Origin of the sequence: Tardiphaga sp. OK245, from assembly GCF_900108575.1 — a bacterium.
Classification (GTDB): domain Bacteria; phylum Pseudomonadota; class Alphaproteobacteria; order Rhizobiales; family Xanthobacteraceae; genus Tardiphaga; species Tardiphaga robiniae.
This window is the reverse complement of sequence record NZ_FNWZ01000004.1, coordinates 598,022-622,673: the sequence shown is the minus strand read 5'-3', so window position 1 is coordinate 622,673 and position 24,652 is coordinate 598,022. Positions and strand designations below refer to the sequence as shown.

The following is a 24,652-nucleotide window of genomic DNA, read 5'->3' as shown; positions in this document are numbered from 1 at the left end:
AGTCGGCGCGCGAGCTGCATCAGCCCGCGCTGGAAAGTTGCGATGATTGCGGCAGCGTCACGATCGGCGGCTTCGCATTGAGGCCTTCAACCTGGAATCCGGCGACGCGCTTGTAGTTGGCGGCGATGTCTTCGAGTTCCTGTTGCGACAGCACGTCGGTGACGACATTGAATCCCTCAGGCGCGCGCTCCTCGACGATCTGCATCACCTGTTCCGGTCCGTTGCGGCGGTTCAGCATCACAAGGTCAGTGGTCGCGGGGCGTCGTTCGGCCTCATAGGCTTCGAGCGCGGCCGGCACTTCGCCAAGCGCAAGAATCTCACGCGTCAGTACGCGCGCATCGAGGATGGCCTGCGACGCGCCGTTGGAGCCGATCGGATACATCGGATGCGCAGCGTCGCCCATCAGCGTGACGCGGCCGAAGGTCCAGCGATCGACCGGGTCGCGGTCGACCAGTGGATATTCGTAAGCGTGCGGGCAATTGCTGATCAGACCGGGTACGTCGAGCCAGTCGAATCTCCAGTCCTTGAACCACGGCAGAAACTCGTCGAGCCGTGCCGCGCGGTTGTAATCCTCACGGCGCCACTCATAGGTCGGCGGCATGTGCCGTTCGGCCACCCAGTTGATGTCGTATTTGCCGTCGGCGTCCGGCTCCTGCGAGATCGGGTAGCAGACGAATTTCAGGATTTCGTGGCCAGCCATGATCATGGTGCGGCCAGTGAGGAATGCATCGCTCCTGGTGATACCGCGCCAGAGAATGCGGCCATTCCAGAGCGGCGCGCCTTCCTGCGGATAGAGCTTCTGCCGGATCGCCGAATGGATGCCATCGGCTGCGATCAACAGCGTGCCGTCATAGCTGCCAGCGGATTTGCCGGTGGCCTTGTCGATGAAGTCGGCGCGAATGCCCTCCGGCGTTTCCGTCCAGCCGGTCAAATGATGGCTAGTGAGGATGTTCTCGGCGCCAAGGCGTTCGATGGCGGTGTCGAGCAGGATCTGCTGCAGTCTGCCACGATGGATCGAGAACTGCGGCCATTTGTAGCCAGCCTCGATGCCGCGCGGTTCGCTCCAGATCGGCTTGCCGTGCTTGGAGAAGAAGGCGAGTTCGCGGGTGCGTACGCCCGATGCGTCGAGCTGGTCATGCAGGCCGAGCTCGATCAGTTCCCGCACCGCATGCGGCAGCACATTGATCCCGACGCCGAGCGGCCTGAGCGCCGGCACGCTTTCAAACACGCGGCATGGCACGCCGATCTGATGCAGGCTGAGCGCGAGCGTCAGTCCGCCAATTCCGCCGCCTGCAATGAGAACGGTCATTTTTTGTTGCCTCCCCCTCGATTTGATCGAGGTCATGGCACGGGAGAGGCGATGGCGGCAACTGGGACGATCGCGACGGAAAAACGCGTCCGGATCGTCCGCCGGCAGCGAATTCATGGTGGACAGAACCTTAACGCAAAATTCAGCCGCGTTCCCTAATACCGGTAGCACTACTTTTGGGGTGAATCGGTCACCGACAGGTCAATGATGTCCAACCAGATTAAGCCGAGCGGCCGCGAGACTTTCTTTCCGGCATCGGAGCTCATCGTATCCAAGACGGATCTCAAGGGTCGCATGACCTATGTGAATCGTCTGTTCTGCAAGATGGCCGGCTATACCGAAGCCGAGTTGCTCGGCCAGCCGCACAGCCTGATCCGTCATCCCGATATGCCGCGCAGTGTCTTCAAGCTGCTCTGGGACACGGTCGAGGAGCGCCGCGAGATTTTCGCCTTCGTAAAAAACATGGCGAGCAATGGCGATCACTACTGGGTCTTCGCCCATGTCACGCCGTCCTACGGCCTCGACGGCAAGATCGCCGGCTATCATTCCAATCGCCGTGTCCCGCCGCCGGATCTCATCAAGAAGACGATCGCGCCTCTTTATGCCGACGTGCTGGCAATCGAGAAGCGACACGTGAACGGCAAGGAATCCCTCGCCGCCGGCTACAAGGCCCTTACCGATTTCGTTGCATCCCAGAAAGTCAGCTATGACGAACTTATGTTTTCTCTCAAGAGCGCAGCTTAGCACGCTCGTCGTCATTGCCGGCTCTGCGCTTGCTCTGGTGCTTCAGTTCTTCGGTCTTCCGCTCGCGGCCATGGTCTGTCAGGTTGTTGCGATCGCGGCGGCCGTTGTCGCGCTTGTCCTGATGGGCAAGACGGCGGGTCTGATCGAAAAGGCACGCGTGGCCTGCCAGCGCATCGCGCAGGGTGACTTCGAGGCCCGTATCCTCGGAATTCCGGTACGCGGCGTGACGGGCGAGCTGCTGCACAGCGTCAATGACATGATCGACGGCTGCGATGCTTTCGTGCGCGAATCCACCGCGGCGATGGCAGCGCTCAACGACAATAAATATTACCGGCGTATCCTGCCGGGCGGATTGCATGGCGGCCTGCTGCACGGCGCGAAAGCGATGAATGCGGCGACCGATAGCATCGCCGACCGCATCAAGAATTTCGAGCGCCAGACCAGCCAGCTTGAATCCACGGTGGGTGGCATCGTATCCGCACTCGACAGCGGCGCGGTCGAGATGAGCAGCACGGCAGGCAATCTGCGGACGGGCGCATCCTCGACATTGACCCGCGTCACGTCGGTGGCGGCTGCATCCGAACAGGCGTCCGCCAACATGCAATCGGTGGCTTCGGCCACAGCGCGGCTATCGTCCAGCGCCAGCGAAGTGGGCGCCGACGTCAATCGCTCGGCGGCGATTGCCGGCCGCGCGGTCGAACGCGTCGCCGATGCAGCCAGCAATGTCGATGTGCTTCGCGCTGTCGCCGTACGCATCAGTGAAGTCGTGACCTCGATCAACGTGATCGCCAGCCAGACCAATCTGCTGGCGCTGAACGCAACGATCGAGGCGGCCCGCGCAGGCGATGCCGGTCGTGGTTTCGCAGTGGTGGCGCATGAAGTGAAGGCACTGGCGACCCAGACCGCCAACTTCACCGCCGAGATCGAAAAGGAAATCGGCCAGGTTCAGTCGGCGACCGACAAGGTCAGCTCGTCGATCACCGAGATCGGCACCGTGATTGCGGAAGTGAACGAGATCACCGGCAAGGTCGCGAGCGCCTCCGAAGCGCAGTCGGCGGCAACGGCGGATATCGCGCGCAACATCGACGAGGCCTTCGCCGTGGTGCGTGAGATCTCGACCAACATCCAGTCGCTGGCAACGACGGCCAAGGACACCGAACAACTCGCCACATCGACCATGGTGGCATCGGGCGATCTGTCGTCGCAGTCGGGATTGCTGACCAAGGAAATCCGCGGCTATCTCGGCGAGGCCCGGCAAAATCTGGTACGCCAGGCTGCCGCGCGCTGATCGCGTCCGCTCATTTCGAATGATCTGGAATTGGCGCCGTTGCGGCGCCAATTTCGTTTGTGGTGAAAGGCGCGCCTGTTAGGCGCTGATATCCGTGAAGAAGCCGCTGGCGCTGCCGCCATTCTCGGTCTTCTTGTTCACGGCTTCCTTGATCTTGTCGGCAATCTTCTGCTCGACCTCCCGGCGTTGCTCCGGCGACATGTTGTTCAATTCTTCTTCCGTTACGCCGATGCTCGACAGCAGCGCGTCGCGCATTTTTTCTGCTGGCGTCTTTTTCGCGTAGTCGAGGAATTTCTCTTCCGGCGATTTTGCTATCGCTGTTGCATTGCCGAGGCCGCTCTCGGCCTTGTCGGATGGCTGCAGTCTGGTCGGAAGCTTGAAGGACTGCATGCTGGAGATAATGGAGTTCGACATCTGAATTTCTCTTGCTGTGAGATGTTTGCGACCCGCTACGCAAAAATCAGGCCATCAGGAATATTCAGAAATCATAAGCGGTTAGGTATTTGTAGTAGCTGTCAGGCGTTGCCTGCCGGCAAGCTTTGCCGGCAAAATTGACCGAGGCGCGCTGCGTCAGGCCGTGCGGCGCTTTGGCGGGTCGAGTTCGCGGCCGGTCTCCAGCATGATCTTGCGGAGCCAGATCGATCCGGAATCGAATTGCGCGCGTGTCGGCGTGAACATGAATTGTTCGTCGATGCCGGGATCGAGCGGTGGGGCAATGATTGTGAGCGATAGCGGCTGAGCCAATGCGGCGATCAGGCGTCGCGGCACAAAGGCCACGAGATCGGTGCGCGCCACAACGTGCAGCGCCTCGATATAGCTCGGCACGACGAGGGCGATCTGCCGCTCCAGTTTCTTGCTGCGCAGCCAGTCGTCGATCAGATCTTCGCTCTGGCCGCGGAGCACCACGGCGATATGACGGGCTTTGAGAAACCCGTCGGTCGTTTTCAGGCGCGATGCCGCCGGATGACCCCTGCGGACGGCGAGGGCATCGGAATCGACATAGAGCAATTGGCGATGGAAGCCGTTGAAGGCGTTGCCGATGCTGATCACCATGTCGAGGCTGCGGGCGAATTCCGCCGTCATGATCGCCGGGCCGCGCCATGGCACGACGTTGATCTGGACGCCCGGCGCGACGCTGTCGAGCTTCTTCATCAATGGCGGCATCAGCAGTTCGACGGCCAGATCCGGCATCATCAGCCGAAAGTGCCGGTCGCTTTGGCGGGCGTCGAAGACATCCGGGATGAACAGTCCGCGGACTTGCTCCAGTGTCTGGGCAAGTGGACCGCGCAGGGCCTGTGCGCGCGGCGTCAGCTCCATGCGGGCGCCGACACGGACCAGCAGAGGATCGCTGAGAACGTCGCGCAGCCGGCGCAGCGCGTGGCTCGCCGCCGGTTGCGACAGGCCGATCCGCATCGCGGCTCGGCCGACATTGCTTTCCAGCAGCAATGCATCGAGCGCGACAAGCAGATTGAGATCGAGCGCGGCTAAATTCATGAGCCGAATATATATCATACAGACTATCGATTGGAAGAATGGGGATTGTCCAACCCATACTGCGTCATCGTTCAAACGATGGAGCAGAACAATGAGCACGGCAGACAACAAGAAGCTTATTCAGCAGGTCTATAGCGATTCAGCCAACCGCAGCGGCACGACCTTCGCCGATCATCTCGCCGATGATGCGTGCTGGATCGTCGTCGGGCAGTATTCCTGGGGACGCACGTTCAAGGGGAAGGATGCGATCCTCAACGGCCTGATGGGACATTTCAGGTCGTTATTCGACATCCGGCCGCGCACGGTCGCGTCCAATTTCATTGCGGAAGGCAATCTGGTGGTGGTCGAGGCCAAGGGCGACAATGTCACCAAGACCGGCGATCGTTACGACAACGATTATTGCATGGTGTGGCGTGTCGAGAACGGCAAGATCACCATGATCAAGGAATATTGCGACACTGCGCTTGTGGAGCGGGTGTTGGGTCCTTTCCCGGAGGAGATGGCGCGCGTGCCTGCCTGACACAAAAATGCCGGGCGCAGTGTTGCGCCCGGCCTTCGTCGAATGGTTCGTGATCAGGCTGCGCTGGTGGCGAGATGTTTGAACATGGCGGCGCGGGCTTCGTCGTCCATCTCGGCCTTGAACTTGAATGTGTCCTTCAGGGCGACAGCCTTCGCAGCGGCCGGGCGCGCCGAGATCTCATCATGCAGGCGCTTTACGTTGGGGAATTGGGCAAAGCCCTCGTCGCCGAGAATGAAGTTGGTCATCCGCACCCAGCCCCAGACATCCATGTCGACGATCGTGTAGCTGTCACCGACCATATATTGACGGCCGGCGAGGCGGTCGTTGAGCACGCCGAGATGGCGCTTGGCTTCGAACTGATAGCGGTTATGCGCATAGTCGATCTTCTCCGGCGCAAAATGCTTGAAGTGCACGGCCTGGCCGAAAAACGGACCGACGCCGGTGGCGACGAACATCAGCCAGGACAGCATCTCGCCGCGATTGGCCGGGGTGTTGGCGGGCAGGAATTTGCCGGTCTTCTCGGCGAGATAGAGCAGGATGGCGTTGCTGTCGAACACCTTGACGCCATCGTCGTCGATTGCAGGCACCTTGCCGTTCGGATTGATCTTCAGGAAGTCCTGGTTGAATTGCGCACCGGTGCGGGTGTCGATGGCGATCGGCTCATAGGCTAGGCCGGCTTCTTCCAGAAACAGCGCGACCTTGGTCGGGTTTGGCGACCCGTTGAAGTAAAACTTCAGCATCTCAAATCTCCCTGGATTTTGTACGTCAAAGCACGAGGCGGGGCCGCTGATGCGGACCGTCGTCTCGTGCTTGGAATTCAGGGGAAGTGCAAGCGATGTTTTGACGATGGCCGGGCGCATGCGTCCGGCCGGTGGCATGGGCGGGGGCGTTTAGACCGCGCCCATCTCGCTGCGGATTTCGGCGCGGAGTTCGTCGATCAGGCGCAGGCCCTTCTTGGTCTCGACGTGCCAGAACGTCCAGCCGTTGCAGGAGGCCGAGCCCTGGGCCATCGCGCCCATGCGATGGATCGAGCCGACCTTGTCGCCGAACATGATGGCGCCGTCGGCGCGCACCAATGCGCCATGACGCTTCTTGAGATCGACCAGCTTGGTGCCGGGCGAGATCATGCCGCGCTCGACCAGTTCGGAGAATGCCACGCGGGGCGCGCTGCGGGCGGTCATAAACGGCGCCAGCGTTGCTTCCGGCAGCGGCTCGATCGCAGCGATGCGTGCTTCGGCAGCGGCGGCGTAGTCGCGGTCACGCTCGAAGCCGATGTAATTGCGGCCAAGGCGCTTGGCGACGGCGCCAGTGGTGCCGGTGCCGTTGAACGGATCGATCACGAGATCGCCGGGCTTCGACGATGACAGCAGCACGCGGGCGAGCAAGCCTTCCGGCTTCTGGGTCGGGTGAACCTTCTTGCCGTCCGAGCCCTTCAGGCGTTCGTCGCCGGTGCAGAGCGGGATCAGCCAGTCGGAACGCGCCTGCACGTCTTCATTGGCGGCCTTGAGGGCTTCGTAATTGAACGTATAGCCCTTGGCGTTCTCATCGCGCGCAGCCCAGATCATGGTCTCATGCGCATTGGTGAAGCGACGGCCGCGGAAATTCGGCATCGGATTCGATTTGCGCCACACGATATCGTTGAGGACCCAGAAGCCGAGATCCTGCATGATCGCGCCGACGCGGAAAATATTGTGATAGGAGCCGATGACCCACAGGGTCGCCGACGGCTTCATGATACGGCGTGCGGCGAGGAGCCACGCGCGCGTGAAGTCGTCATATGCGGCGAATGACGAGAACTTGTCCCAGTCATTATTCACCGCATCGACATGGGATTCATCGGGGCGCTTGAGATCGCCCTTCAGCTGCAGATTGTACGGCGGATCTGCGAACACCAGATCGACCGACCCTGCCGGGAGTTTTGACATCTCTGCGACGCAATCACCAATGACGATGCTGCTGCTCGGAGAGGTTTCGAAGTGAGAGCGGGGCGCCCTTGCAGACGCCCCGCGACGCGAAACAACCATGACTCAATTACTCTGACTCAGGCGACGCTGTCGGCGACGCGGGACTAAACAACCGACAGGCAGACATTGACCGGGCAAAGTAAAAATCGACTTAATTGGTAACGAGTTCGAACTAGGCAAGTTTTGCCGGGCAGGTTAATGCTTAATGGAATGGAAATTTTGCGCTGCAATTGCGTTATGGTGTTCGGATCGCGTCAAACCGGTCTAAAATGCTGCGACTTGAAATGAAGGAATTACCTCATGCGTTACGATGACTTCCGTCGCAGCGACAATATCGACGACCGTCGTGACGATAGCGGCGGCGGATATGGCGGCGGAGGTGGCGGTGGTTTCGGAATTCCGGGCGGTGGCGGTGGTCTCGGCATCGGCACGGTGATTGTGCTTGGCCTCGTTGGTTGGGCGTTCGGCATCGATCCGCGCATCTTGATCGGCGGTGCAGAAATTCTCACCGGCGGCCAGCAGGCGCCGACCTATCAGACCGATCGGCGCTCGACGCCGACGAAATCAGGCGCACCCACCGACGAGATGGGCAGCATGATCTCCGGCGTGCTCGGCGAGATCGACGATCGCTGGGACGAAATCTTCAAGGAGAGCGGGCAGAAATATACCGGGCCGCAGATCGTGCTGTTTCGTAATGCCACCAATGGCGGGCGCTGCGGCAATGCGCAGTCGGCGATGGGGCCGTTCTACTGTCCGCCCGACAAGAAGATCTATCTCGACACCGGCTTCTTCCGTCAGGTCGAAACCAAATTCCGCGGTTGCTCGGGCAATGCCTGCAAATTTACCGCGGCCTATATCATTGCGCATGAAGCCGGCCATCACATTCAGAACCTGCTCGGGATCATTCCGCGCGTGACACGCCTGCAGCAGCAGGCCGGCAGCAAGGCTGAGGCCAATCTGCTGCAGGTCCGCGTCGAGTTGCAGGCCGATTGTCTGTCGGGCGTCTGGGTCAATCGCGAATCGAAGAAGCGCCCCGGTTTCCTCGAAGCCGGCGACATCGATGCTGCGCTGCAGACCGCGTCCGCCATCGGCGACGATACGTTGCAACGTCAGGCACAGGGCCGCGTCGTGCCGGACTCGTTCACGCACGGTTCTGCCGAACAGCGCAAGCGCTGGTTCATGACCGGCTATCAACAAGGCACCGTGCAGGCCTGCAACACATTTGCGACGGATCGGCTGTAGTGATGGAGCCTGATGCGACCAAGGCCTTCGTGCCGCTCAACATCGCGGTACTGACGATCTCCGATACGCGCTCGCTTGACGACGACAAGTCCGGTGCGACGCTGGCGGATCGGCTGACATCGGCCGGTCACACGCTGGCGAAGCGAGATATTGTCACTGACGATGTCGAGGCGATCCGGACGATTGTGCGTGCATGGATCGCCGATCCCGGTGTTGACGCGATCATCACGACCGGCGGCACGGGCTTCACCGGCCGCGATGTCACGCCGGAAGCCATCGAGCCTCTGTTCGAGAAGCGGATGGATGGTTTCTCGATTGCGTTTCACATGCTGAGCCACGCCAAGATCGGTACCTCGACGATTCAGAGCCGCGCGACTGCTGGTACCGCCGGCGCGACACTTATCTTCTGCCTGCCGGGTTCGCCCGGTGCCTGCCGCGACGGCTGGGACGGCATCCTTGCCGCGCAACTGGATTATCGCACGCGGCCCTGCAATTTCGTGGAGATCATGCCGCGGCTCGATGAGCATCTGCGACGCCCGAAGGCGAAGGGCGCGTCGGTCTAAAGCACCAGTTCCCAGGTCTCGCCGATCAAATCCTGCCCGAAACTGCGATGCGGCTCGGTGGCGGCCAGCGCGAAACCTGCATCCTGATAGATTTTTCGCGCAGCGCCGAGATTGCTCTGGGTCCAGAGCGTGATCCTGCGATAACCGCATTGCCGCGCAAAGGCGATGGATTCCGTCACCATTCGCTGGCCGAGCTTTTGTCCACGCGCCTTGGGGTCGATCAGCAAGAGTCGAAACTTGGCGACGTCGTCGGATGCCTTCACGAGAAACAGGGAGCCGACGGGCGCGCCATCCATCTCGGCGATCCAGCAGCGTTCGCGCGTGGCATCGCATGATGCGAGGAATTCTGCGGCGATGTCGGCTACCAGCGCCTTGAAGGATGCATCGAACCCGTATTCGGCCGCATAGAGCTCGCCGTGACTGCGGATCACCCAGTCGATATCGCCAGGCTGGAGATCGCGTAGCACTGCAGGCCGAACGGCATCGGGGGCTTGGGCGGCCATGGTCAGGCGACGATGATCCGGCTGCGCAGCAATGTGCGTGAGGAGCGGCCGAGCTGGCGCAGCAGCCGCGCTTCGGAGCGCCGGGCATCGGGTGCGTAGCCCCCGAGACGGTCGTAGTGTTCACGTGCAATCAGCAGACCTTGATCGGCCTTGGGGCCTGTGATCATCCGGACCAGGTGCTTCAGGCCATCGCGAAAATTGGTCTCGTCATAGGGCGAGCGCGCATAGCGGAAAATGCCCGCGCGGGGGCGGTTGCTGGTCGAGACGCGCTGGATGAATTGCTGGGTCTCCTCGATCCAGCCGGCATCGAGCACGGCGCCGGCATGGAGAAACATTAGCCAGGGCGAGCGCGCCTGCTTGGCGCCGGCGGCCATTGCCGCGGCGCGCGAGCCCTGCGAGGTCAGGAAGCCGCAGCCCGCGACATCGGCGACACGTTCGATGACATCGGTGCCAGCGCGATCGACCAGCAGCACTTCGCGGATCACACCGGCAGCAGCGCCCGGTACCAGCGCTGCCAGTGTGGCAACAGCGGGCTGTTCGACGCCTTCGGTGGGGATGATCACGCTCAGCATGGGTGTCGGATAATACCTCTCAACAACGGGGTGGCCGCGTTATCGTTTCGTCATAGTCTATGCGGCACCGGCGGCTGCTGCAATTTCGGGGCGGTTCGACTTTCGGTCGCCTCTCTGAGGCGGCGGGAGAATGCACAGTGCCCCGGCCGTGTGCCACTCTATTTATGTTCTTGCTTTGTTCCATGCGTGCGCTATCGTGGCTTCATGAGTCGCCAGATCGCTGCCCTCAAGCACCCGCCGGTCCCGGCGCCCTCCGATAAGCCGGCGGGTGCGCTTTCCCCTTTTCCCGAGATCGCGGTGGCGATCGACCAGCAGCGGCGACGCGGCCGCGGTGCCCAGTCCAACGACAGCGGGCGCTACGAGGCCGAGGCCCGGGTCGCCTTTGATGACGGCTGGCAGAGCCTCGATGAATTGCCGCCGTTCAAGACGACTGTTGCGACGGACACCGCGCGCAAGGTCATCACGCGCAATGAATCGCCGGATATCGGCTTCGACCGTTCGATCAATCCCTATCGCGGCTGCGAGCATGGCTGCGTCTATTGTTTCGCGCGGCCGACCCACGCCTATCTCGGTCTCTCGCCCGGGCTCGATTTCGAATCCAAACTGTTCGTGAAGCCCGATGCGCCGGCGCTGCTTGAGAAGGAGCTGGCCGCCGCCGAATACGAGCCGAAGATGATCGCGATCGGTACCAATACCGATCCGTATCAGCCGATCGAGCGCGAGCGTCAGGTGATGCGCGGCATTCTCGAAGTGCTGGAGAAGACCGGTCATCCTGTCGGCATCGTCACCAAGTCGGCTTTGGTGACGCGCGACATCGATATCCTGGCGCGGATGGCGAAGCGCAATCTGGTCAAAGTGGCGTTGTCGGTGACGTCACTCGATCCAAAGCTCGCGCGCACCATGGAGCCGCGCGCGTCGACGCCGTCGAAGCGGCTGGAAGCTTTGCGGCAGCTATCCGAGGCTGGCATTCCGACCACGGTGATGGTGGCGCCGGTGATCCCCGCGCTGAACGACAGCGAGATCGAACGGATTCTCGATGCCGCCGCGCATGCCGGCGTCAAGGAAGCTAGCTACGTTTTGCTGCGGCTGCCGATGGAAGTACGCGATCTGTTTCGCGAGTGGCTGATCGCGAATTATCCGGATCGCTATCGGCATGTTTTCACGCTGATCCGCGAAATGCGCGGTGGCCGCGATTACGACTCGCAATGGGGCACGCGCATGAAGGGCACCGGACCGATGGCCTGGATGATCGGTCGCCGCTTCGAGATCGCCTGCACGAAGCTTGGCCTCAACAAGCGTCGTTCGAAACTCACCCTCGATCATTTCGAGAAGCCGGCCGGTGCCGGTCAGCAACTGAATCTGTTCTAACTCCGCAGGTCTCGCAGCGTACGGAGTGGTGGAGAGGGGACGTTGGCAGGAAACCAGAGCCTGCCAACGTCCCTCTTTTCGATCTATAGAGTGAGTACAGGAGTGACACGCATGACGATGACGAAACCACCGGCGCTGATCGCGCGCATGACGGTAATCACGCTGGGCGTGGCGGATATGCGCAGGAGCATTGCCTTCTACGAAGCGCTGGGCTTTACGCGAAAGGCCCGTGCCTCTGGCGATGCAATTGCCTTTTTCGACACCGGCGCCAGCGTCCTCGCGCTGTTTCCATGGGATCAACTGGCGCAGGACGCGACATTGCCTGACCATCCAAGGCCGCAGGCGTTTCGCGGCAGCACGCTGGCGTGGAATTGTCGCTCCGAAAGCGAGGTCGATGCGGTGCTCGCTTTCGCCGTTGATTGCGGCGGTTCGCTTTTGAAGCCGGCGCGCAGGACCGACTATGGTGGCTATTCCGGCTACTTTGCCGACCCGGACGGGCACGCATGGGACGTGGTGACGGCACCGGGGATCGAGGTCGGTGATGACCGGCGGGTGCATCTGGACGATTAAGGCCCGACCTGAATAGCGGGCACGATTCCGAGTTCCCGGTTGCGCTGTAGGGGCTGCTTCAGCACGATCCTCCGATGATTCGGGATGAAAAGAAGAAAGCGCCGGCCAAGCCGCGCAAGATCGTGGTCGCGCCGAGCTTCACGCGCGAGCGCGCACTGCTCAAGAAAGGCATCTGGCCGGTGGCTGGTTGCGACGAGGCCGGGCGTGGTCCGCTCGCAGGACCGGTGGTTGCCGCCGCGGTTGTGTTGGACCCGAACAACATTCCAAAAGGCCTCGACGATTCCAAGAAGCTGACAGAGAGCAAGCGCGAGGCGCTGTTCGAGGAAATCTGCGCTACGTCGTCATTTGCCGTCGCCTACGCATCACCCACCCGGATCGACCGCGACAATATCCTGCGGGCCTCGCTTTGGGCGCTGGCCCGCGCGGTCGCGTCGCTGCCGCATGCGCCGAAACATGTGTTTGTCGACGGCCGTGACCGGATCGACACGACGGCCGATTGCGAGGCCGTCATTGGCGGCGACGCGTTGGTGCTCTCCATCGCAGCAGCCTCGATCATCGCCAAGGTGTCGCGCGACCGGCTGATGTGCCGGCTGGCCGAGGATTGCCCGGGCTACGGCTTCGAGGTGCACAAGGGTTACGGCGTGCCGCAGCATATGGCCGCGCTGAATGAACTGGGGCCCAGCATTCATCATCGCAGCCTGTTCGCGCCGGTTGCTGCGGCGCGTGCGCGTCATCAGGCTGGCGTTCGTGCGGCGGGTCTGATCGAAGTCCACACCGCCATCGATATCGAGATAACCGCCTGAGCGCTCAGGCGGTTGCCTCTCCCGGCTCCGCGCCGTATCACCTGAGCACGCTTCATTCCCTGCTGGCCGGTTCAGACGTTCAATGCGTTTCACCTCCCTGATCGTCGAACTGATCCGCGCCCGGCCGCGGCTGGTGTTCTGGATCGTCGTGCTGTGTCAGGCCGCGATCTGGCTCGTCGTCCCCCTGCTGCTCTATCGCGGTCCGCCCGGCGATCTCGCCACCGTGCTGGCCTATGGCCGGGAATATCAGGTCGGCACCCATATGGGTCCGCCGCTGGCGTTCTGGTTGGCCGATATCGCCTTCCGGGCCGCCGGCAATCATGTCTTCGGCGTGTATCTGCTGGCGCAGATCTGCGCCGTCCTCACCTTCCGTGCGGTCTATCAGCTCGGCAGTGCCATCGTCGGCGGCCCGCAAGCGGTGATCGCCGTGCTACTGACGATGACGGTCACGGCCTTCAGCACGCCCGGCATCGAATTCGGCCCGCTGATCCTCGCGCGTCCGCTCTGGGCAATGTTCCTGCTGCATGCCTGGCTGGCGATCGGGCAGGGCCGTCGCAATGCCTGGTTCGCGCTGTCCAACGAGGCCGGCCTGCTGCTGCTGACCACACCTCAAGCCATGTGGTTGTTGCCGCTGCCGCTCATCTTTGGTCTCGCGACCTCGCGTGGCCGCCGTAACCTGACGTCGTTCGACCCGCTTTATGCCTTGCTGGTCATCGCGGTGCTGACATTGCCATGGGCCATGTGGGTGATCCGGGCCGGTGCACCGATTGTGCCTGTACCGCCGCAACTGACCGATATCGCCGGCCAGGCGCGGCAGTGGGGCGTGCTGATGGCCTGGCTGCTTGCGTCAATTACCGGCGTGATCGTGCTGACGGTGATGAACTGGGGCCGCATCGTTCCGAAGACCGAGGAAGCTCCGATTATCTTCCGCCCGCCGGTCGATCCGCTGGCGCGGGGCTATGTGTTTTTCTTTGCACTCGCGCCGGGATTGCTCGGCAGCCTGTTCGCTGCGCTCTACGGCCTCGATCGCGTGGTCGGCGGCGCCGGCATTGCGCTGGTCATGTCGGGTCTGGCCGTCGTCGTGGCGTCGGGTGATCTGATCGCGCTGCGGCGCCAGCGCGTGCTGCGCAAGGTCTGGGCCTTCGCCATCATCGCGCCTGCACTCGCAGCCTTCGCCAGCCTTGTGATTCTGCCTTGGGTTGACGGCCCCGAAGATGTGACGGCGCTGCCCGCGCGCGAGATCGGGCGCTTCTTCGGTGAGAGTTTCGAACGTCGCACCAATCGTCCACTGTCGGCGGTCGCAGGCGATGCGCAACTCGCAGCATTGATCGGCATGAGCGCGTCACGGCCGCATCTGCTGAACGATGCAGTGCCTTCCCGTACGCCGTGGATCACGCCAGCGAAGTTCGCCGAGACCGGCGGCGTCGTGGTGTGGCGCGCGGCAGATACGATCGGCACGCCGCCCGCGGAGATCGCGCAGCGCTTTCCCAACCTCGTGCCGGAAGTGCCGCGCGCCTTCGAACGTCTGGTGAATGGCCGGCAGCCCTTGCTGCGGATCGGTTGGGCAATTGTCCGGCCAAAGGCACCCTAGATGAAACGCCTTCGCTAGCTCGTCCTGCCCGATGGCGCTTCCAGTGCCTTGGCGATCGATCGCAGATCCATCCAGGTCATCCGTTTATAAGACGGCGAGCGCAGCAGATAGGCGGGGTGGAACGTCGCCAGTGCTTTGATCTTGCGGGTGCCGGTGTCGTAGTCGACCCAGCGTCCCCTGGACTTCATGATGCCGTCGCGGGTCTGCAGCAGCGTCTGTGTCGACGGATTGCCGAGCGTGACGAGGATGTCAGGATTCACCAGCTCGATCTGGCGCTGGATGAACGGCAGGCAGATCTGTGTCTCCTGCGGCGTCGGCGTGCGGTTGCCCGGCGGCCGCCACGGAATCACATTGGCGATATAGACGTCGGTGCGCTTCAGGCCGATGGCGCCCATCATTAGGTCGAGCAATTTGCCGGACCGGCCGACGAAGGGCAGGCCTTCGATGTCCTCGTCACGGCCGGGTGCCTCGCCGACGAACATGATCCGCGCCTGCGGATTGCCATCGGCAAACACCAGTTGGGTTGCGGTCGATTTTAGCGCGCAGCCGTCGAATGTATCCAGCATGCCACGCAACACCTCGAGCGAAGGTGCGGTGCGTGCGGCGTCGCGGGCGGCGGCAATCGCCACGTCCGGGGCGACCTCGACGCGGGTGGGTGGGCGTGCTGGGGGCGGCGGCATGCCATTCAGCGGCGGTCGCTTCGGCGCGCTGTCGGACAGCTCCCGGGCAGGCGGCGGGAGGTCGTCCGACAGCCGGTTCACCGGCTCATCCATCAATGCGCAATCGACCCCTGCCTCCAGATAAAAGGCGAGCAGTTGCGCAACGCTGGGGTGGGGTTCAGGCGTCATGAGAGGGGGTCGCAGGCATGCCACCAATCTAGGCCGGATCGCCGCCCAGCGAAACGCCCCCTGTGCATTTAGGTGGTTGTTCTTCCGCCAAAAATCGGAAACAACAGCCCTTAGAAGCGTTCTGAACGGGTTGGAAACGGGTCCGAGACGAGATTATGAGCACTGAAGAACTTCCGCCGCGCGAGTCCATGGAATTCGACGTCGTCATCGTCGGTGCCGGGCCCTCCGGTCTGTCGGCCGCGATCCGGCTGAAACAGCTCAATGCGGACCTGTCCATCGTCGTGGTGGAAAAGGGTTCCGAAGTCGGTGCGCACATCCTGTCCGGCGCGGTGATCGATCCCGTCAATCTCGACAAGCTGATCCCGGACTGGCGCGACGATGCGGACTGCCCGCTCAAGACCCAGGTCAAGGACGACCAGTTCTATTTCATGACCAAGACCGGCGGCTTCAAGCTGCCGAACTTCCTGATGCCGCCGTTGATGAACAATCATCACTGCTACATCACCTCGCTCGGTATGGTGTGCCGCTGGTTGGGCGCGAAGGCAGAAGCTCTCGGCGTCGAAATCTATCCCGGCTTCGCGGCTGCCGAGACGCTGTATGACGACAATGGCGCCGTGCGCGGCATCGCCACTGGCGACATGGGTATCGGCCGCGACGGCAAGCCGAAGGATTCGTTCACCCGAGGCATGGAACTGCTCGGCAAATACACGCTGTTCGCCGAAGGCGCGCGTGGTTCGCTGACCAAGCAGATCATCGCCAAATTCGCCCTCGACAAGGATTGCGAGCCCGGCAAGTTCGGCATCGGCATCAAGGAAGTCTGGCAGATCGATCCGGCCAAGCACCAGAAGGGCACGGTGAAGCACTCGTTCGGCTGGCCGCTCGACAATGACGTGGGCGGCGGCACGTTCCTGTACCACTACGACGATAACCTCGTGGCTGTCGGCTTCGTGCTGCACCTGAACTACGAAAACCCCTATCTCTATCCGTTTGAGGAATTCCAGCGCTTCAAGACCCATCCGCTGATCCGCGACACATTCGAAGGCGGCAAGCGCCTCGCCTACGGTTCGCGTGCGATCACCGAGGGCGGCTACCAGTCGGTGCCGAAGCTGGTCTTCCCGGGCGGGGCGCTGATCGGCTGCGCCGCAGGCTTCGTCAACGTGCCGCGCATCAAGGGTGTTCACAACGCCATGGCATCAGGCATGCAGGCTGCCGAGCACGTCTCCGCTGCGCTGGCGGCAGGTCGCGCCAATGACGAGTTGATGGAATACGAGACCGGCTGGCGGTCGTCCTCGATCGGGAAGGATCTCTATCCGGTCCGCAATGCCAAGCCGCTGTGGTCCAAGTTCGGGACCCTCCTTGGCAACGCGCTCGGTGGCTTCGACATGTGGTGCAACACGTTCGGCTTCTCGCTGTTCGGCACCCAGAAGCATGAGAAGCCGGATCGCAAGGCGCTCAAGCCCGCCAAGCAGTATCAGCCGATCGTCTATCCGAAGCCGGACGGCAAGATCACCTTCGATCGTCTGTCCTCGGTGTTTCTGTCGAATACCAATCACGAAGAAGACCAGCCGATCCATCTCAAGGTTGCCGACATGGCGCTGCAGAAGTCGTCGGAGCACGACGTCTTTGCCGGTCCATCGAATCGCTATTGCCCGGCAGGCGTCTATGAGTGGGTTGAAGAGTCGAGCGGTGCGCGATTCCAGATCAATGCGCAGAATTGCGTCCACTGCAAAACCTGCGACGTGAAGGATCCCAACGGGAACATCACCTGGGTTCCGCCGGAAGGTGGCGGCGGCCCGAACTACGAGGCGATGTAACCGGTTCGCTGATTACGATTGTGTGAGCGGCGGCGCCCGTAGGCGGGCCGCTACACCGGCCGGATGTCACGATAACGCCACAGTGCGAGCGTTCTCAGGGGCAGTGGCGCAATCCGGCGGCCCAATTGCTGACAGGCTTCAAGGTGCCACTGGTGCGATCGCGCCCCCGATCCTTGCGATTGACCGCCAAACGCGGCATTGTCGGCATGCGCTACGTTGCCGGGTCGGCTGCGCATCCGAGCCTGTCTTGCAGTCCTGCTCGCGTTCTTGCTCGATATCCTGCCCATAAATCCTGGAGCTAGGCGAACCCTATGTTGTCCATCCGTTTCAATCGTTTGACGCTCGCTGCCGCCACGGTCGCCGTCCTCGCGATGCCCGGTCAGCTGCTGGCGCAAACCCCGGATCATACCGGCGATAGCTCCGCCGCCCAGTTTCCCACATCCCGCGATCTGAAGTCGCTCACCACCGCCGGCAGTTATCTGGCCGCCCGGCATGCCAGCGTCGAGCGCGACGCCACCTCGGCTGCGGCGTTTTACCGCTCTGCTCTGCGCACCGATCCGAAGAACAATGAACTGCTCGATCGCGCTTTCATCTCCTCGCTCGCCGATGGCGACATCGATGAGGCCGTGAAGCTCGCCGATCGCATCCTGACCATCGACAAGTCGAACCGTGTCGCGCGTCTCGTCGTGGGCGTGCGCGATCTCAAGCTGAAGAAATATGCTGCCGCGCAGACCAATATCAACCAGTCGGTGCGCGGCCCGATCACCGACCTCGTTGCGACGCTGCTGTCGGCCTGGGCCGGCTACGGCGCTGGTGAGAGCAAGACGGCGATTGCCAATATCGACAAGCTGGCCGGTCCGGAATGGTATCCGATCTTTAAGGATCTGCATGCTGGCCTGATCCTCGATCTTGCCAACAAGCAGAAGGATGCGGGCGCCCGTTTCGAGCGCGCCTACAAGCTCGATGATTCCGCGCTGCGCGTGGTCGACGCCTATGGCCGCTGGACCTCGCGCAACAAGGACGACGCCGCAGCGCTCGGCATCTACGAGACCTTCAACAAGAAGCTCGCCCGTCACCCGCTGGTGCTGGAAGGTATCCGCGAGACCAAGGCCGGCAAGAAGCTGGCACCGCTGGTCGAGAGCCCGCAGGCTGGCGCTGCTGAAGCACTTTATGGCATTGGCGCGTCGCTGACCCGCCGCGGCGGCGAAGACCTCGCGCTGGTCTATCTGCAGCTCTCGCTTTATCTCAAGCCGGACCACTCGCTGGCGCTGCTGTCGCTCGCCGACCTCTATGAGTCGGTGAAGAAGCCGCAGATGGCCATCAAGGTCTATGAGCGCGTGCCCGCCAATTCGGCGCTGAAGCGCAATGCGCAGATCCAGCAGGCCACCGATCTCGATGCGGCCGATCGCAGTGATGAAGGCATCAAGATTCTCAAGGGCGTCGTTGCCGACGATCCGAAGGATCTCGAAGCCATCATGGCGCTCGGTAATATCGAGCGCGGTCGCAAGAAGTTCGCCGATTGCTCCGAGACCTACACCAAGGGCATCGATGTCATCGCCGCCAACCAGGACAAGCCGAACTGGGTGTATTTCTACTTCCGCGGCATCTGCCTGGAGCGTTCCAAGCAGTGGGCCAAGGCTGAAGTCGATATGCGCAAGGCGCTCGAATTGCAGCCCGAACAGCCGCATGTGCTGAACTATCTCGGCTATTCCTGGATTGATCAGGGCATCAATCTCGACGACGCCATGAAGATGATCAAACGCGCCGTCGACCAGCGTCCGGACGATGGCTACATCGTCGACTCGCTCGGCTGGGCCTATTACCGCATCGGCAATTTCGACGATGCCGTGAAGCAGCTCGAACGTGCCATCGACCTGAAGCCGGAAGATCCGACCATCAACGACCATCTCGGCGATGCCTATTGGCGCGTCGGGCGCAAGCTGGAAGCCAAGTTCCAGTGGCAGCACGCCAAGGATCTGAAGCCGGAAGCCGAAGAGATTCCAAAGATCGAAGCCAAGATGGAAAACGGTCTGTCGGACGAGCCATCGTCGTCCGCTGCATCCAACGACAAGAAAAAAGAAGACGGCAAAGGCGGCTAATTCCATGGTTGGGGGCACGACCGGTTCAACGAGCCCGGTTCTCGAAGAAGATGCGCGCGCCAAGGTCAATCTGACCCTGCGCGTCATCGGCCGTCGAGTTGACGGCTATCATGATCTCGAAAGCGTCGTGGCCTTTGCCGATTGCGCCGATAGATTGACGCTGGATGCGGGCGGCGATCTGTCGCTGACCGCGACCGGCCCGCGCGCGCAGGAATGCGGCGACACCGCCGATAATCTCGTGATCAAGGCCGCCCGGCTGCTCGGCGAGCGCGTCGAGGGTCTTACATTCGGGCGCTTTGCACTCGACAAGCACTTGCCGGTTGCCGCCGGCATTGGCGGCGGGTCGGCGGATGCTGCCGCAGCGCTCCGCCTCCTGGTGCGCGCCAACAATCTCGAAATGGACGATCCCCGCGTGCTCGAAGTGGCGCGCCTGACCGGCGCCGATGTGCCGGTTTGCGTGCCGTCGCACGCCTGCGTGATGACGGGTGTGGGCGAAAACCTGCTGCCGCTCAGCATTCCGCGGTTGCCCTGCGTGATGGTCAATCCGCGCGTGCCGGTAGCGACCAAGGATGTGTTCAAGGAGCTCGGCCTGAAGAATGGCGAGCTGCGTGTCGGCGTCAAAGACGTCCTGAAACGGGCTACCTGGCCGAATGAAGGCGGCTCACTCGATGCCTGGATCGACGCGCTCAATGCCGGAACCAACGATCTCGAAGCGCCTGCGCTGAAGGTCGAGCCCGTGATTGACACCGTGCTGTCGGCCTTACGCGGTGCCGAAGGCGTTCGCTTGGCTCGCATGTCGGGTTCGGGCGCGACCTGTTTTGCGCTGTTCGGCAACGACACCGACGCGCAGCGCGCGGCCGGCGCCATTCAACTCGCCCACCCGCTGTGGTGGGTGCATGCCGGCGCGCTGAGCTAGCGCGCTTTTTCCCTCGCCCCGCCTGCGGGGAGAGGGTGGCGCGGACGAAGTCCGCGACGGGTGAGGGGGAGCCAGCGCGTGAAACACTGGCTCCCCCTCACCCGGATCACTCGCTGCCGCTCGTGCTCCGACCTCTCCCCGCAAGCGGGGCGAGGTTAAGAAAAGCGACTAACTGCCCCAGCCTGCGCTGTAGCCACCATCCACAGTGTAGATCACGCCGGTCGTATAGCCCGCGCGATCTGACGCCAGAAACGTCATCATATCGGCGATCTCGCGCGGTTTCGCAGCGCGGCCCAGCGGCAGGCCCTGCTGCAATTCCCGGAAACGATTCTCGTCACCGAATTGCGCCTTGGCGCGGGTTTTCATCAGCGTAATGTGGCGCTCGGTCTCCACCGGGCCCGGGTTGATGCCGACGACGCGGATATTGTCCTTCAGGCTCTTGCCGCCCAGCGCCCGCGTGAACGCCATCAACGCCGCATTGCCGGCGCTGCCGCAGATGTAATTGGCGTCGAACTTCTCGCCGGCAGCCCCGATGTCGTTGACGATCACGCCATGACCGCGCGCCTTCATCTGCGCATAGACGAGGCGCGTCAGATTGATGAAGCCGAACACTTTGAGGTCCCAGGCATGGCGCCAGGTCGGCTCGTCGATCCTGTCGAGCGATCCGCCGGGAATATCGCCGGCATTGTTGACGAGGATGTCGATATCGCCAGTTGCGACCGCCAGCGCGGCCAGATCGTCCGGCTTGCGCAGATCGACGCCATGCACGGCGACGTCGATCTGGTGGTTGGATCGCAGCCGGTCCGCCAGCGCTTGCATCTGCTCCACATTGCGGGCCGCGAGGCGGAGATCGCAGCCTTCTTCGGCAAACGCTTCCGCGGCCGCCGCGCCGATACCCTTGGATGCGCCCGTGATCAGGACGCGCTTGCCGCGCAAATGAAGATCCATGGAATGCCTCTGATTGCAGAAGGGAGTGTCTGCGGCAGAGTTAGGCCCCTGCGGCAAAACCGGTCAACATTGCAGTGCAGCGTTGATCGCAGGCCGGCTTTGGTCCACATCTGCAGGCAGAATACTGGCGAAGGAAACCCCACGTGAGCGCACAAAAAGAATATCGGATCGCGGTCATCCCCGGCGACGGCATCGGCAAGGAAGTGATGCCGGAAGGCCTGCGCGTCCTTGAAGCGGCAGCGAAAAAGCATCGTGTGAAGGTGCATTTCGATCATTACGACTTCTCGTCCTATGACTATTACGAGAAGCATGGCCAGATGATGCCGGACGACTGGAAAGCGCAGATAGGCAAGCACGATGCGATCTATTTCGGCGCCGTCGGCCTGCCGGCAAAGATTCCGGATCACATTTCGTTGTGGGGCTCGCTGATCAAGTTCCGGCGCGAATTCGACCAATACGTCAATCTGCGCCCGGTGCGCCTGATGCCCGGCGTGCCGTGTCCGCTGGTCGGCCGCAAGCCCGGCGACATCGACTTCTGGGTGGTGCGCGAGAATACCGAGGGTGAATACTCATCGGTAGGCGGTCGCATGTTCCCGGACACCGACCGTGAATTCGTTACCCAGCAGACGGTGATGACCCGCACCGGTGTCGACCGCATCCTGAAATTCGCGTTCGATCTCGCGCAGTCGCGGCCGAAGAAGCACCTGACCTCGGCGACCAAGTCCAACGGCATCGCGATCACGATGCCGTATTGGGATGAGCGCGTGAAGGCGATGGGCGCCAACTATCCCGATGTGAAGTGGGACCAGTATCACATCGACATTCTCACAGCGAATTTCGTGATGCATCCGGACTGGTTTGACGTCGTGGTTGCGTCCAACCTGTTCGGCGACATCTTGTCCGATCTCGGCCCGGCCTGCACCGGCACCATCGGCATCGCGCCGTCCGGCAATATCAATCCGACCGGCGATTTCCCGTCAGTGTTCGAGCCCGTGCACGGCTCGGCGCCTGACATCGCGGGGCAGGGCATCGCCAATCCGATCGGCATGATCTGGTCCGGAGCGATGATGCTGGAACATCTCGGCGAGAAGGCTGCTGCGGATTCTATCGTCAAGGCGATTGAACGCACGCTCGGCGAACGCACGCTGCGGACGCGCGATCTCGGCGGTCAGGCCGATACAGGCGCTTGCGGCAAGGCCGTGGCGGAGATGGTGGAGTAATTCTGCTTCTTGCGCATCTACAAAAATGCCCGGCTTGAGCCGGGCATTTTCATTTTGGGAGTTTGCAGCGCTTAAGCTGCAATCCGCCGGCAATGCTTCCAGGCCGCGGCGATCAGGTTCACGCTCGCCTCCGGCGTCCGGAAGGCAGAATGTGCCGATAGCGTCACGTTCGGGATCGTTGTCAGTACATGGCCGGCCGGCAGTGGCTCGATGTCGAAAACGTCGAGACCAGCATGGCGCAGATGGCCGGAGCGCAGTGCATCGATCATCGCCGCTTCATCGACCACCGCGCCGCGCGCGGTGTTGACGAGGATCGCACCCTTCTTCATCTGGCCGATGCGCTCGCGGGTGATCATGCCGCGGGTCTCGTCGTTCAGCAGCAGATGGATCGAGACGACGTCGCTCTTGGCCAGCACTGTCTCCATGTCGGTGAATTCCACACCGGGATGGGACTTCGGCGAGCGATTCCAAGCCAGCACCTTCATGCCCGAGCCGAGCGTGATGCGTGCGACTTCCGCGGCGATGCCGCCGAAACCGATTAGGCCGATGGTCTTGCCCGTCAGTTCCATGCTTTCATCGCGCAGCCAGTTGCCGGCCCGCATTTCACGGTCCTGCTGGGCAAGGCCGCGCGCGGCAGCCCACATATGCGCGATGGCGCATTCGGCGACGGCGGTATCGCCATAGCCGCGGATCAGGTGCACCTCGATCCCCAGCGCAGCAAGCTCCTCGATATGCATATAGCTGCGTGCACCAGTGCCGAGAAACACCACATGCTTGAGGCCCGTGCACTGCTTCGCAACGTCTGTCGGCAGATAGGTGTGATCGACGATCGCGATCTCTGCGCCGTCCAGCACCTTGGGCAAATCGCTCGACTTGATGTCCTCATCGCGATTGATCTTTACCGCGATGTCGCCCGGCTGCGTCAGCCGTTCCAGAATCTTCGCCAGCTCTTCGCTGGCATCGACGAATACACCCCGCATCACTATCCCCTGTCTGTCTTCGTTACTTCGATGCGACGCCGGCAAGCGCCAGCACCGTATGCATCAATACATTGGCGCCGGCGGCGCAATCTTCCTGCGTCGAGCTTTCGAGCTCGTTGTGGCTGATGCCATCCTTGCTCGGAATGAACACCATCGCAGTCGGCATGATGTTGTTGAGGTTGCAGGCGTCGTGGCCGGCGCCTGAGGTGATACGGCGATGCGAGTAGCCGAGCGACGTTGCCGCTGTCTCGACCGCATTGACGAAGTCCTTGTTGAAGTGCGTCGGCGGCTTGTGCCAGACTTTGTCGAAGGCGACGTCGACCTTGCGATGCGCAGCGATCTCCTTGATGGCATCGCGCACGCCTTTCTCGATGGCGTCGAGCTTGCCGGCGTCGGCGCTGCGCAGATCCATGGTGAAGGCGATCTCGCCGGGGATCACATTGCGTGACGGATTTGCGATCACGGCTTCGCCGATGGTGCCGAGCGCGCCGATATTGCTGACCACACGCTCGGTGGCGAGCACGATCTCCGACAATGTCGCCAGCGCATCCTTGCGCAGCGGCATCGGGGTCGAGCCGGCATGGCTCTCGAAGCCGGTGATCTTGCCGTCGAACCACAGCACACCCTGGCCGGAATCGACTACGCCGATGGTCTTGCTTTCGGCCTCCAGGATCGGGCCCTGCTCGATATGCAGTTCGACGAAGCCCGAGAATTTCTGCGTGCCGACCGCAACGTCGCCGCGATAACAAATCTCGTCGAGCGCTTCGCCAACGGTGACACCTGCAATGTCCTTGCGCGACAGAATGTCGTCGGTGGTGAAGTCGCCGACATAGGCGGCGGAGGCCATCATCGCCGGCGCAAAGCGTGAGCCTTCTTCATTGGTCCAGTTGGCGATGCAGATCGGCATCTCGGTTTCGATGCCGGCATCGTTCAGCGTGCGGACGACTTCGAGCGCGCCGAGCACGCCGAGAATGCCGTCGAACTTGCCACCGGTCGGCTGGGTATCGAGATGCGAGCCGACGCCGATCGGGGCCTTCGACATGTCGCGGCCCTTGCGCAGCGCGAACATCGAGCCGAGGGCATCGACATGCACCTCCAGGCCGGCGTCTTCACAGGCCTTGCGAAACCAGTTGCGGACCAGTTTGTCTTCGGGCCCGAGCGTCAGGCGTCGCACACCGCCTTTTGGGGTGCCGCCGAATTTCGCTGTCTCGTTGATGGTGTCCCAGAGCCGCGCGGAATCGATTTTGAGGTTGTCGCCAAGCTTGGTCATGCGGTCTGTCCCGAGAAGTTTGTGTT

The 24,652-nt window shown here is 62.2% G+C and carries 23 protein-coding genes and 1 pseudogene; 13 read left to right on the top strand and 11 right to left on the bottom strand.

Going from position 1 to position 24,652, the window contains the following annotated elements:
* Positions 1 to 19: 19 nt before the first annotated feature.
* Entirely contained in the window at positions 20 to 1,309 is a 1,290-nt protein-coding gene (locus BLW80_RS21585) for a flavin-dependent oxidoreductase (protein ID WP_093759557.1), read from the bottom strand.
* A gap of 207 nt (positions 1,310 to 1,516) precedes the next feature.
* On the opposite strand from BLW80_RS21585, the gene BLW80_RS21580 reads away from it, so the two are divergent.
* On the top strand, positions 1,517 to 2,053 hold the full coding sequence (locus BLW80_RS21580) for a PAS domain-containing protein (protein WP_093760043.1): 537 nt from the start codon (positions 1,517 to 1,519) through the stop codon (positions 2,051 to 2,053).
* On the top strand, positions 2,016 to 3,341 hold the full coding sequence (locus tag BLW80_RS21575) for a methyl-accepting chemotaxis protein (RefSeq protein ID WP_093759556.1): 1,326 nt from the start codon (positions 2,016 to 2,018) through the stop codon (positions 3,339 to 3,341). Before BLW80_RS21580 ends, BLW80_RS21575 begins: the two co-directional genes overlap by 38 nt.
* A gap of 78 nt (positions 3,342 to 3,419) precedes the next feature.
* On the opposite strand, the gene BLW80_RS21570 is transcribed toward BLW80_RS21575, so the two are convergent.
* The gene (locus BLW80_RS21570) at positions 3,420 to 3,755 is read right to left on the bottom strand and encodes a hypothetical protein (protein ID WP_089262415.1); all 336 of its coding nucleotides are present in this window, start codon (positions 3,753 to 3,755) and stop codon (positions 3,420 to 3,422) included.
* A gap of 156 nt (positions 3,756 to 3,911) precedes the next feature.
* Positions 3,912 to 4,835 carry a LysR family transcriptional regulator gene (locus BLW80_RS21565; protein ID WP_093759555.1) on the bottom strand — a complete coding sequence of 308 codons (924 nt, stop codon included), beginning with the start codon at positions 4,833 to 4,835 and terminating at the stop codon, positions 3,912 to 3,914.
* A 91-nt stretch (positions 4,836 to 4,926) separates the two neighbouring features.
* On the opposite strand from BLW80_RS21565, the gene BLW80_RS21560 reads away from it, so the two are divergent.
* The gene (locus tag BLW80_RS21560; RefSeq protein ID WP_089262411.1) at positions 4,927 to 5,355 is read left to right on the top strand and encodes a nuclear transport factor 2 family protein; all 429 of its coding nucleotides are present in this window, start codon (positions 4,927 to 4,929) and stop codon (positions 5,353 to 5,355) included.
* 53 nt (positions 5,356 to 5,408) lie between these two features.
* On the opposite strand, the gene BLW80_RS21555 is transcribed toward BLW80_RS21560, so the two are convergent.
* Both BLW80_RS21555 and BLW80_RS21550 read right to left on the bottom strand, forming a co-directional pair.
* Positions 5,409 to 6,095, bottom strand: coding sequence for a glutathione S-transferase family protein (locus tag BLW80_RS21555; protein WP_093759554.1), 687 nt, complete (start codon positions 6,093 to 6,095; stop codon positions 5,409 to 5,411).
* Between the two features lie 150 nt (positions 6,096 to 6,245).
* Complete coding sequence (locus tag BLW80_RS21550; RefSeq protein WP_093759553.1) at positions 6,246 to 7,379, bottom strand: site-specific DNA-methyltransferase; 1,134 nt, start codon at positions 7,377 to 7,379, stop codon at positions 6,246 to 6,248.
* A gap of 240 nt (positions 7,380 to 7,619) precedes the next feature.
* Between BLW80_RS21550 and ypfJ the strand changes: the two genes are divergently transcribed.
* Entirely contained in the window at positions 7,620 to 8,561 is a 942-nt protein-coding gene (ypfJ, locus tag BLW80_RS21545; protein ID WP_089262405.1) for a KPN_02809 family neutral zinc metallopeptidase, read from the top strand.
* A 2-nt stretch (positions 8,562 to 8,563) separates the two neighbouring features.
* On the top strand, positions 8,564 to 9,124 hold the full coding sequence (moaB, locus tag BLW80_RS21540; RefSeq protein ID WP_093759552.1) for a molybdenum cofactor biosynthesis protein B: 561 nt from the start codon (positions 8,564 to 8,566) through the stop codon (positions 9,122 to 9,124).
* Here the strand turns inward: moaB and BLW80_RS21535 are convergent.
* Positions 9,121 to 9,597 (bottom strand): annotated as a pseudogene (locus BLW80_RS21535) (GNAT family N-acetyltransferase); the annotation flags it as partial. The gene moaB and the pseudogene BLW80_RS21535 sit on opposite strands and share 4 nt — an antisense overlap.
* A gap of 32 nt (positions 9,598 to 9,629) precedes the next feature.
* Positions 9,630 to 10,199, bottom strand: coding sequence for a glycosyltransferase (locus BLW80_RS21530; protein ID WP_089262399.1), 570 nt, complete (start codon positions 10,197 to 10,199; stop codon positions 9,630 to 9,632).
* Between the two features lie 204 nt (positions 10,200 to 10,403).
* Between BLW80_RS21530 and BLW80_RS21525 the strand changes: the two genes are divergently transcribed.
* From BLW80_RS21525 to BLW80_RS21510, 4 genes are all read left to right on the top strand, one after another.
* A complete protein-coding gene (locus BLW80_RS21525) occupies positions 10,404 to 11,567 on the top strand; it encodes a PA0069 family radical SAM protein (RefSeq protein ID WP_093759550.1) in 1,164 nt (387 codons plus the stop codon).
* Between the two features lie 111 nt (positions 11,568 to 11,678).
* Positions 11,679 to 12,137, top strand: a complete 459-nt coding sequence (locus tag BLW80_RS21520; RefSeq protein ID WP_502688621.1) for a VOC family protein — start codon at positions 11,679 to 11,681, stop codon at positions 12,135 to 12,137.
* Between the two features lie 74 nt (positions 12,138 to 12,211).
* Positions 12,212 to 12,940 carry a ribonuclease HII gene (gene rnhB / locus BLW80_RS21515; RefSeq protein ID WP_093759549.1) on the top strand — a complete coding sequence of 243 codons (729 nt, stop codon included), beginning with the start codon at positions 12,212 to 12,214 and terminating at the stop codon, positions 12,938 to 12,940.
* An 82-nt stretch (positions 12,941 to 13,022) separates the two neighbouring features.
* Positions 13,023 to 14,531 carry a glycosyltransferase family 39 protein gene (locus BLW80_RS21510; RefSeq protein ID WP_093759548.1) on the top strand — a complete coding sequence of 503 codons (1,509 nt, stop codon included), beginning with the start codon at positions 13,023 to 13,025 and terminating at the stop codon, positions 14,529 to 14,531.
* Between the two features lie 14 nt (positions 14,532 to 14,545).
* Here BLW80_RS21510 and BLW80_RS21505 read toward each other — a convergent pair whose 3' ends face one another.
* Entirely contained in the window at positions 14,546 to 15,379 is an 834-nt protein-coding gene (locus BLW80_RS21505) for a uracil-DNA glycosylase (RefSeq protein WP_093759547.1), read from the bottom strand.
* A 155-nt stretch (positions 15,380 to 15,534) separates the two neighbouring features.
* Between BLW80_RS21505 and BLW80_RS21500 the strand changes: the two genes are divergently transcribed.
* The 3 genes from BLW80_RS21500 (at position 15,535) to BLW80_RS21490 (ending at position 20,208) form a co-directional block, all read left to right on the top strand.
* Positions 15,535 to 17,193: an electron transfer flavoprotein-ubiquinone oxidoreductase gene (locus BLW80_RS21500; RefSeq protein ID WP_093759546.1), complete on the top strand. Its 1,659-nt coding sequence runs from the start codon at positions 15,535 to 15,537 to the stop codon at positions 17,191 to 17,193.
* Positions 17,194 to 17,504: 311 nt separating this feature from the next.
* Positions 17,505 to 19,292: a tetratricopeptide repeat protein gene (locus tag BLW80_RS21495; protein ID WP_093759545.1), complete on the top strand. Its 1,788-nt coding sequence runs from the start codon at positions 17,505 to 17,507 to the stop codon at positions 19,290 to 19,292.
* A 4-nt stretch (positions 19,293 to 19,296) separates the two neighbouring features.
* On the top strand, positions 19,297 to 20,208 hold the full coding sequence (locus BLW80_RS21490) for a 4-(cytidine 5'-diphospho)-2-C-methyl-D-erythritol kinase (RefSeq protein ID WP_093759544.1): 912 nt from the start codon (positions 19,297 to 19,299) through the stop codon (positions 20,206 to 20,208).
* 168 nt (positions 20,209 to 20,376) lie between these two features.
* Here BLW80_RS21490 and BLW80_RS21485 read toward each other — a convergent pair whose 3' ends face one another.
* Positions 20,377 to 21,156, bottom strand: a complete 780-nt coding sequence (locus BLW80_RS21485) for an SDR family oxidoreductase (RefSeq protein WP_093759543.1) — start codon at positions 21,154 to 21,156, stop codon at positions 20,377 to 20,379.
* A 143-nt stretch (positions 21,157 to 21,299) separates the two neighbouring features.
* Here BLW80_RS21485 and BLW80_RS21480 point away from each other — a divergent pair, with 143 nt between their 5' ends.
* Entirely contained in the window at positions 21,300 to 22,376 is a 1,077-nt protein-coding gene (locus BLW80_RS21480; RefSeq protein WP_093759542.1) for a tartrate dehydrogenase, read from the top strand.
* A 71-nt stretch (positions 22,377 to 22,447) separates the two neighbouring features.
* On the opposite strand, the gene BLW80_RS21475 is transcribed toward BLW80_RS21480, so the two are convergent.
* Complete coding sequence (locus BLW80_RS21475) at positions 22,448 to 23,356, bottom strand: NAD(P)-dependent oxidoreductase (protein ID WP_093759541.1); 909 nt, start codon at positions 23,354 to 23,356, stop codon at positions 22,448 to 22,450.
* A gap of 22 nt (positions 23,357 to 23,378) precedes the next feature.
* The gene (locus BLW80_RS21470) at positions 23,379 to 24,626 is read right to left on the bottom strand and encodes a Zn-dependent hydrolase (RefSeq protein WP_093759540.1); all 1,248 of its coding nucleotides are present in this window, start codon (positions 24,624 to 24,626) and stop codon (positions 23,379 to 23,381) included.
* Between the last annotated feature and the right edge of the window lie 26 nt (positions 24,627 to 24,652).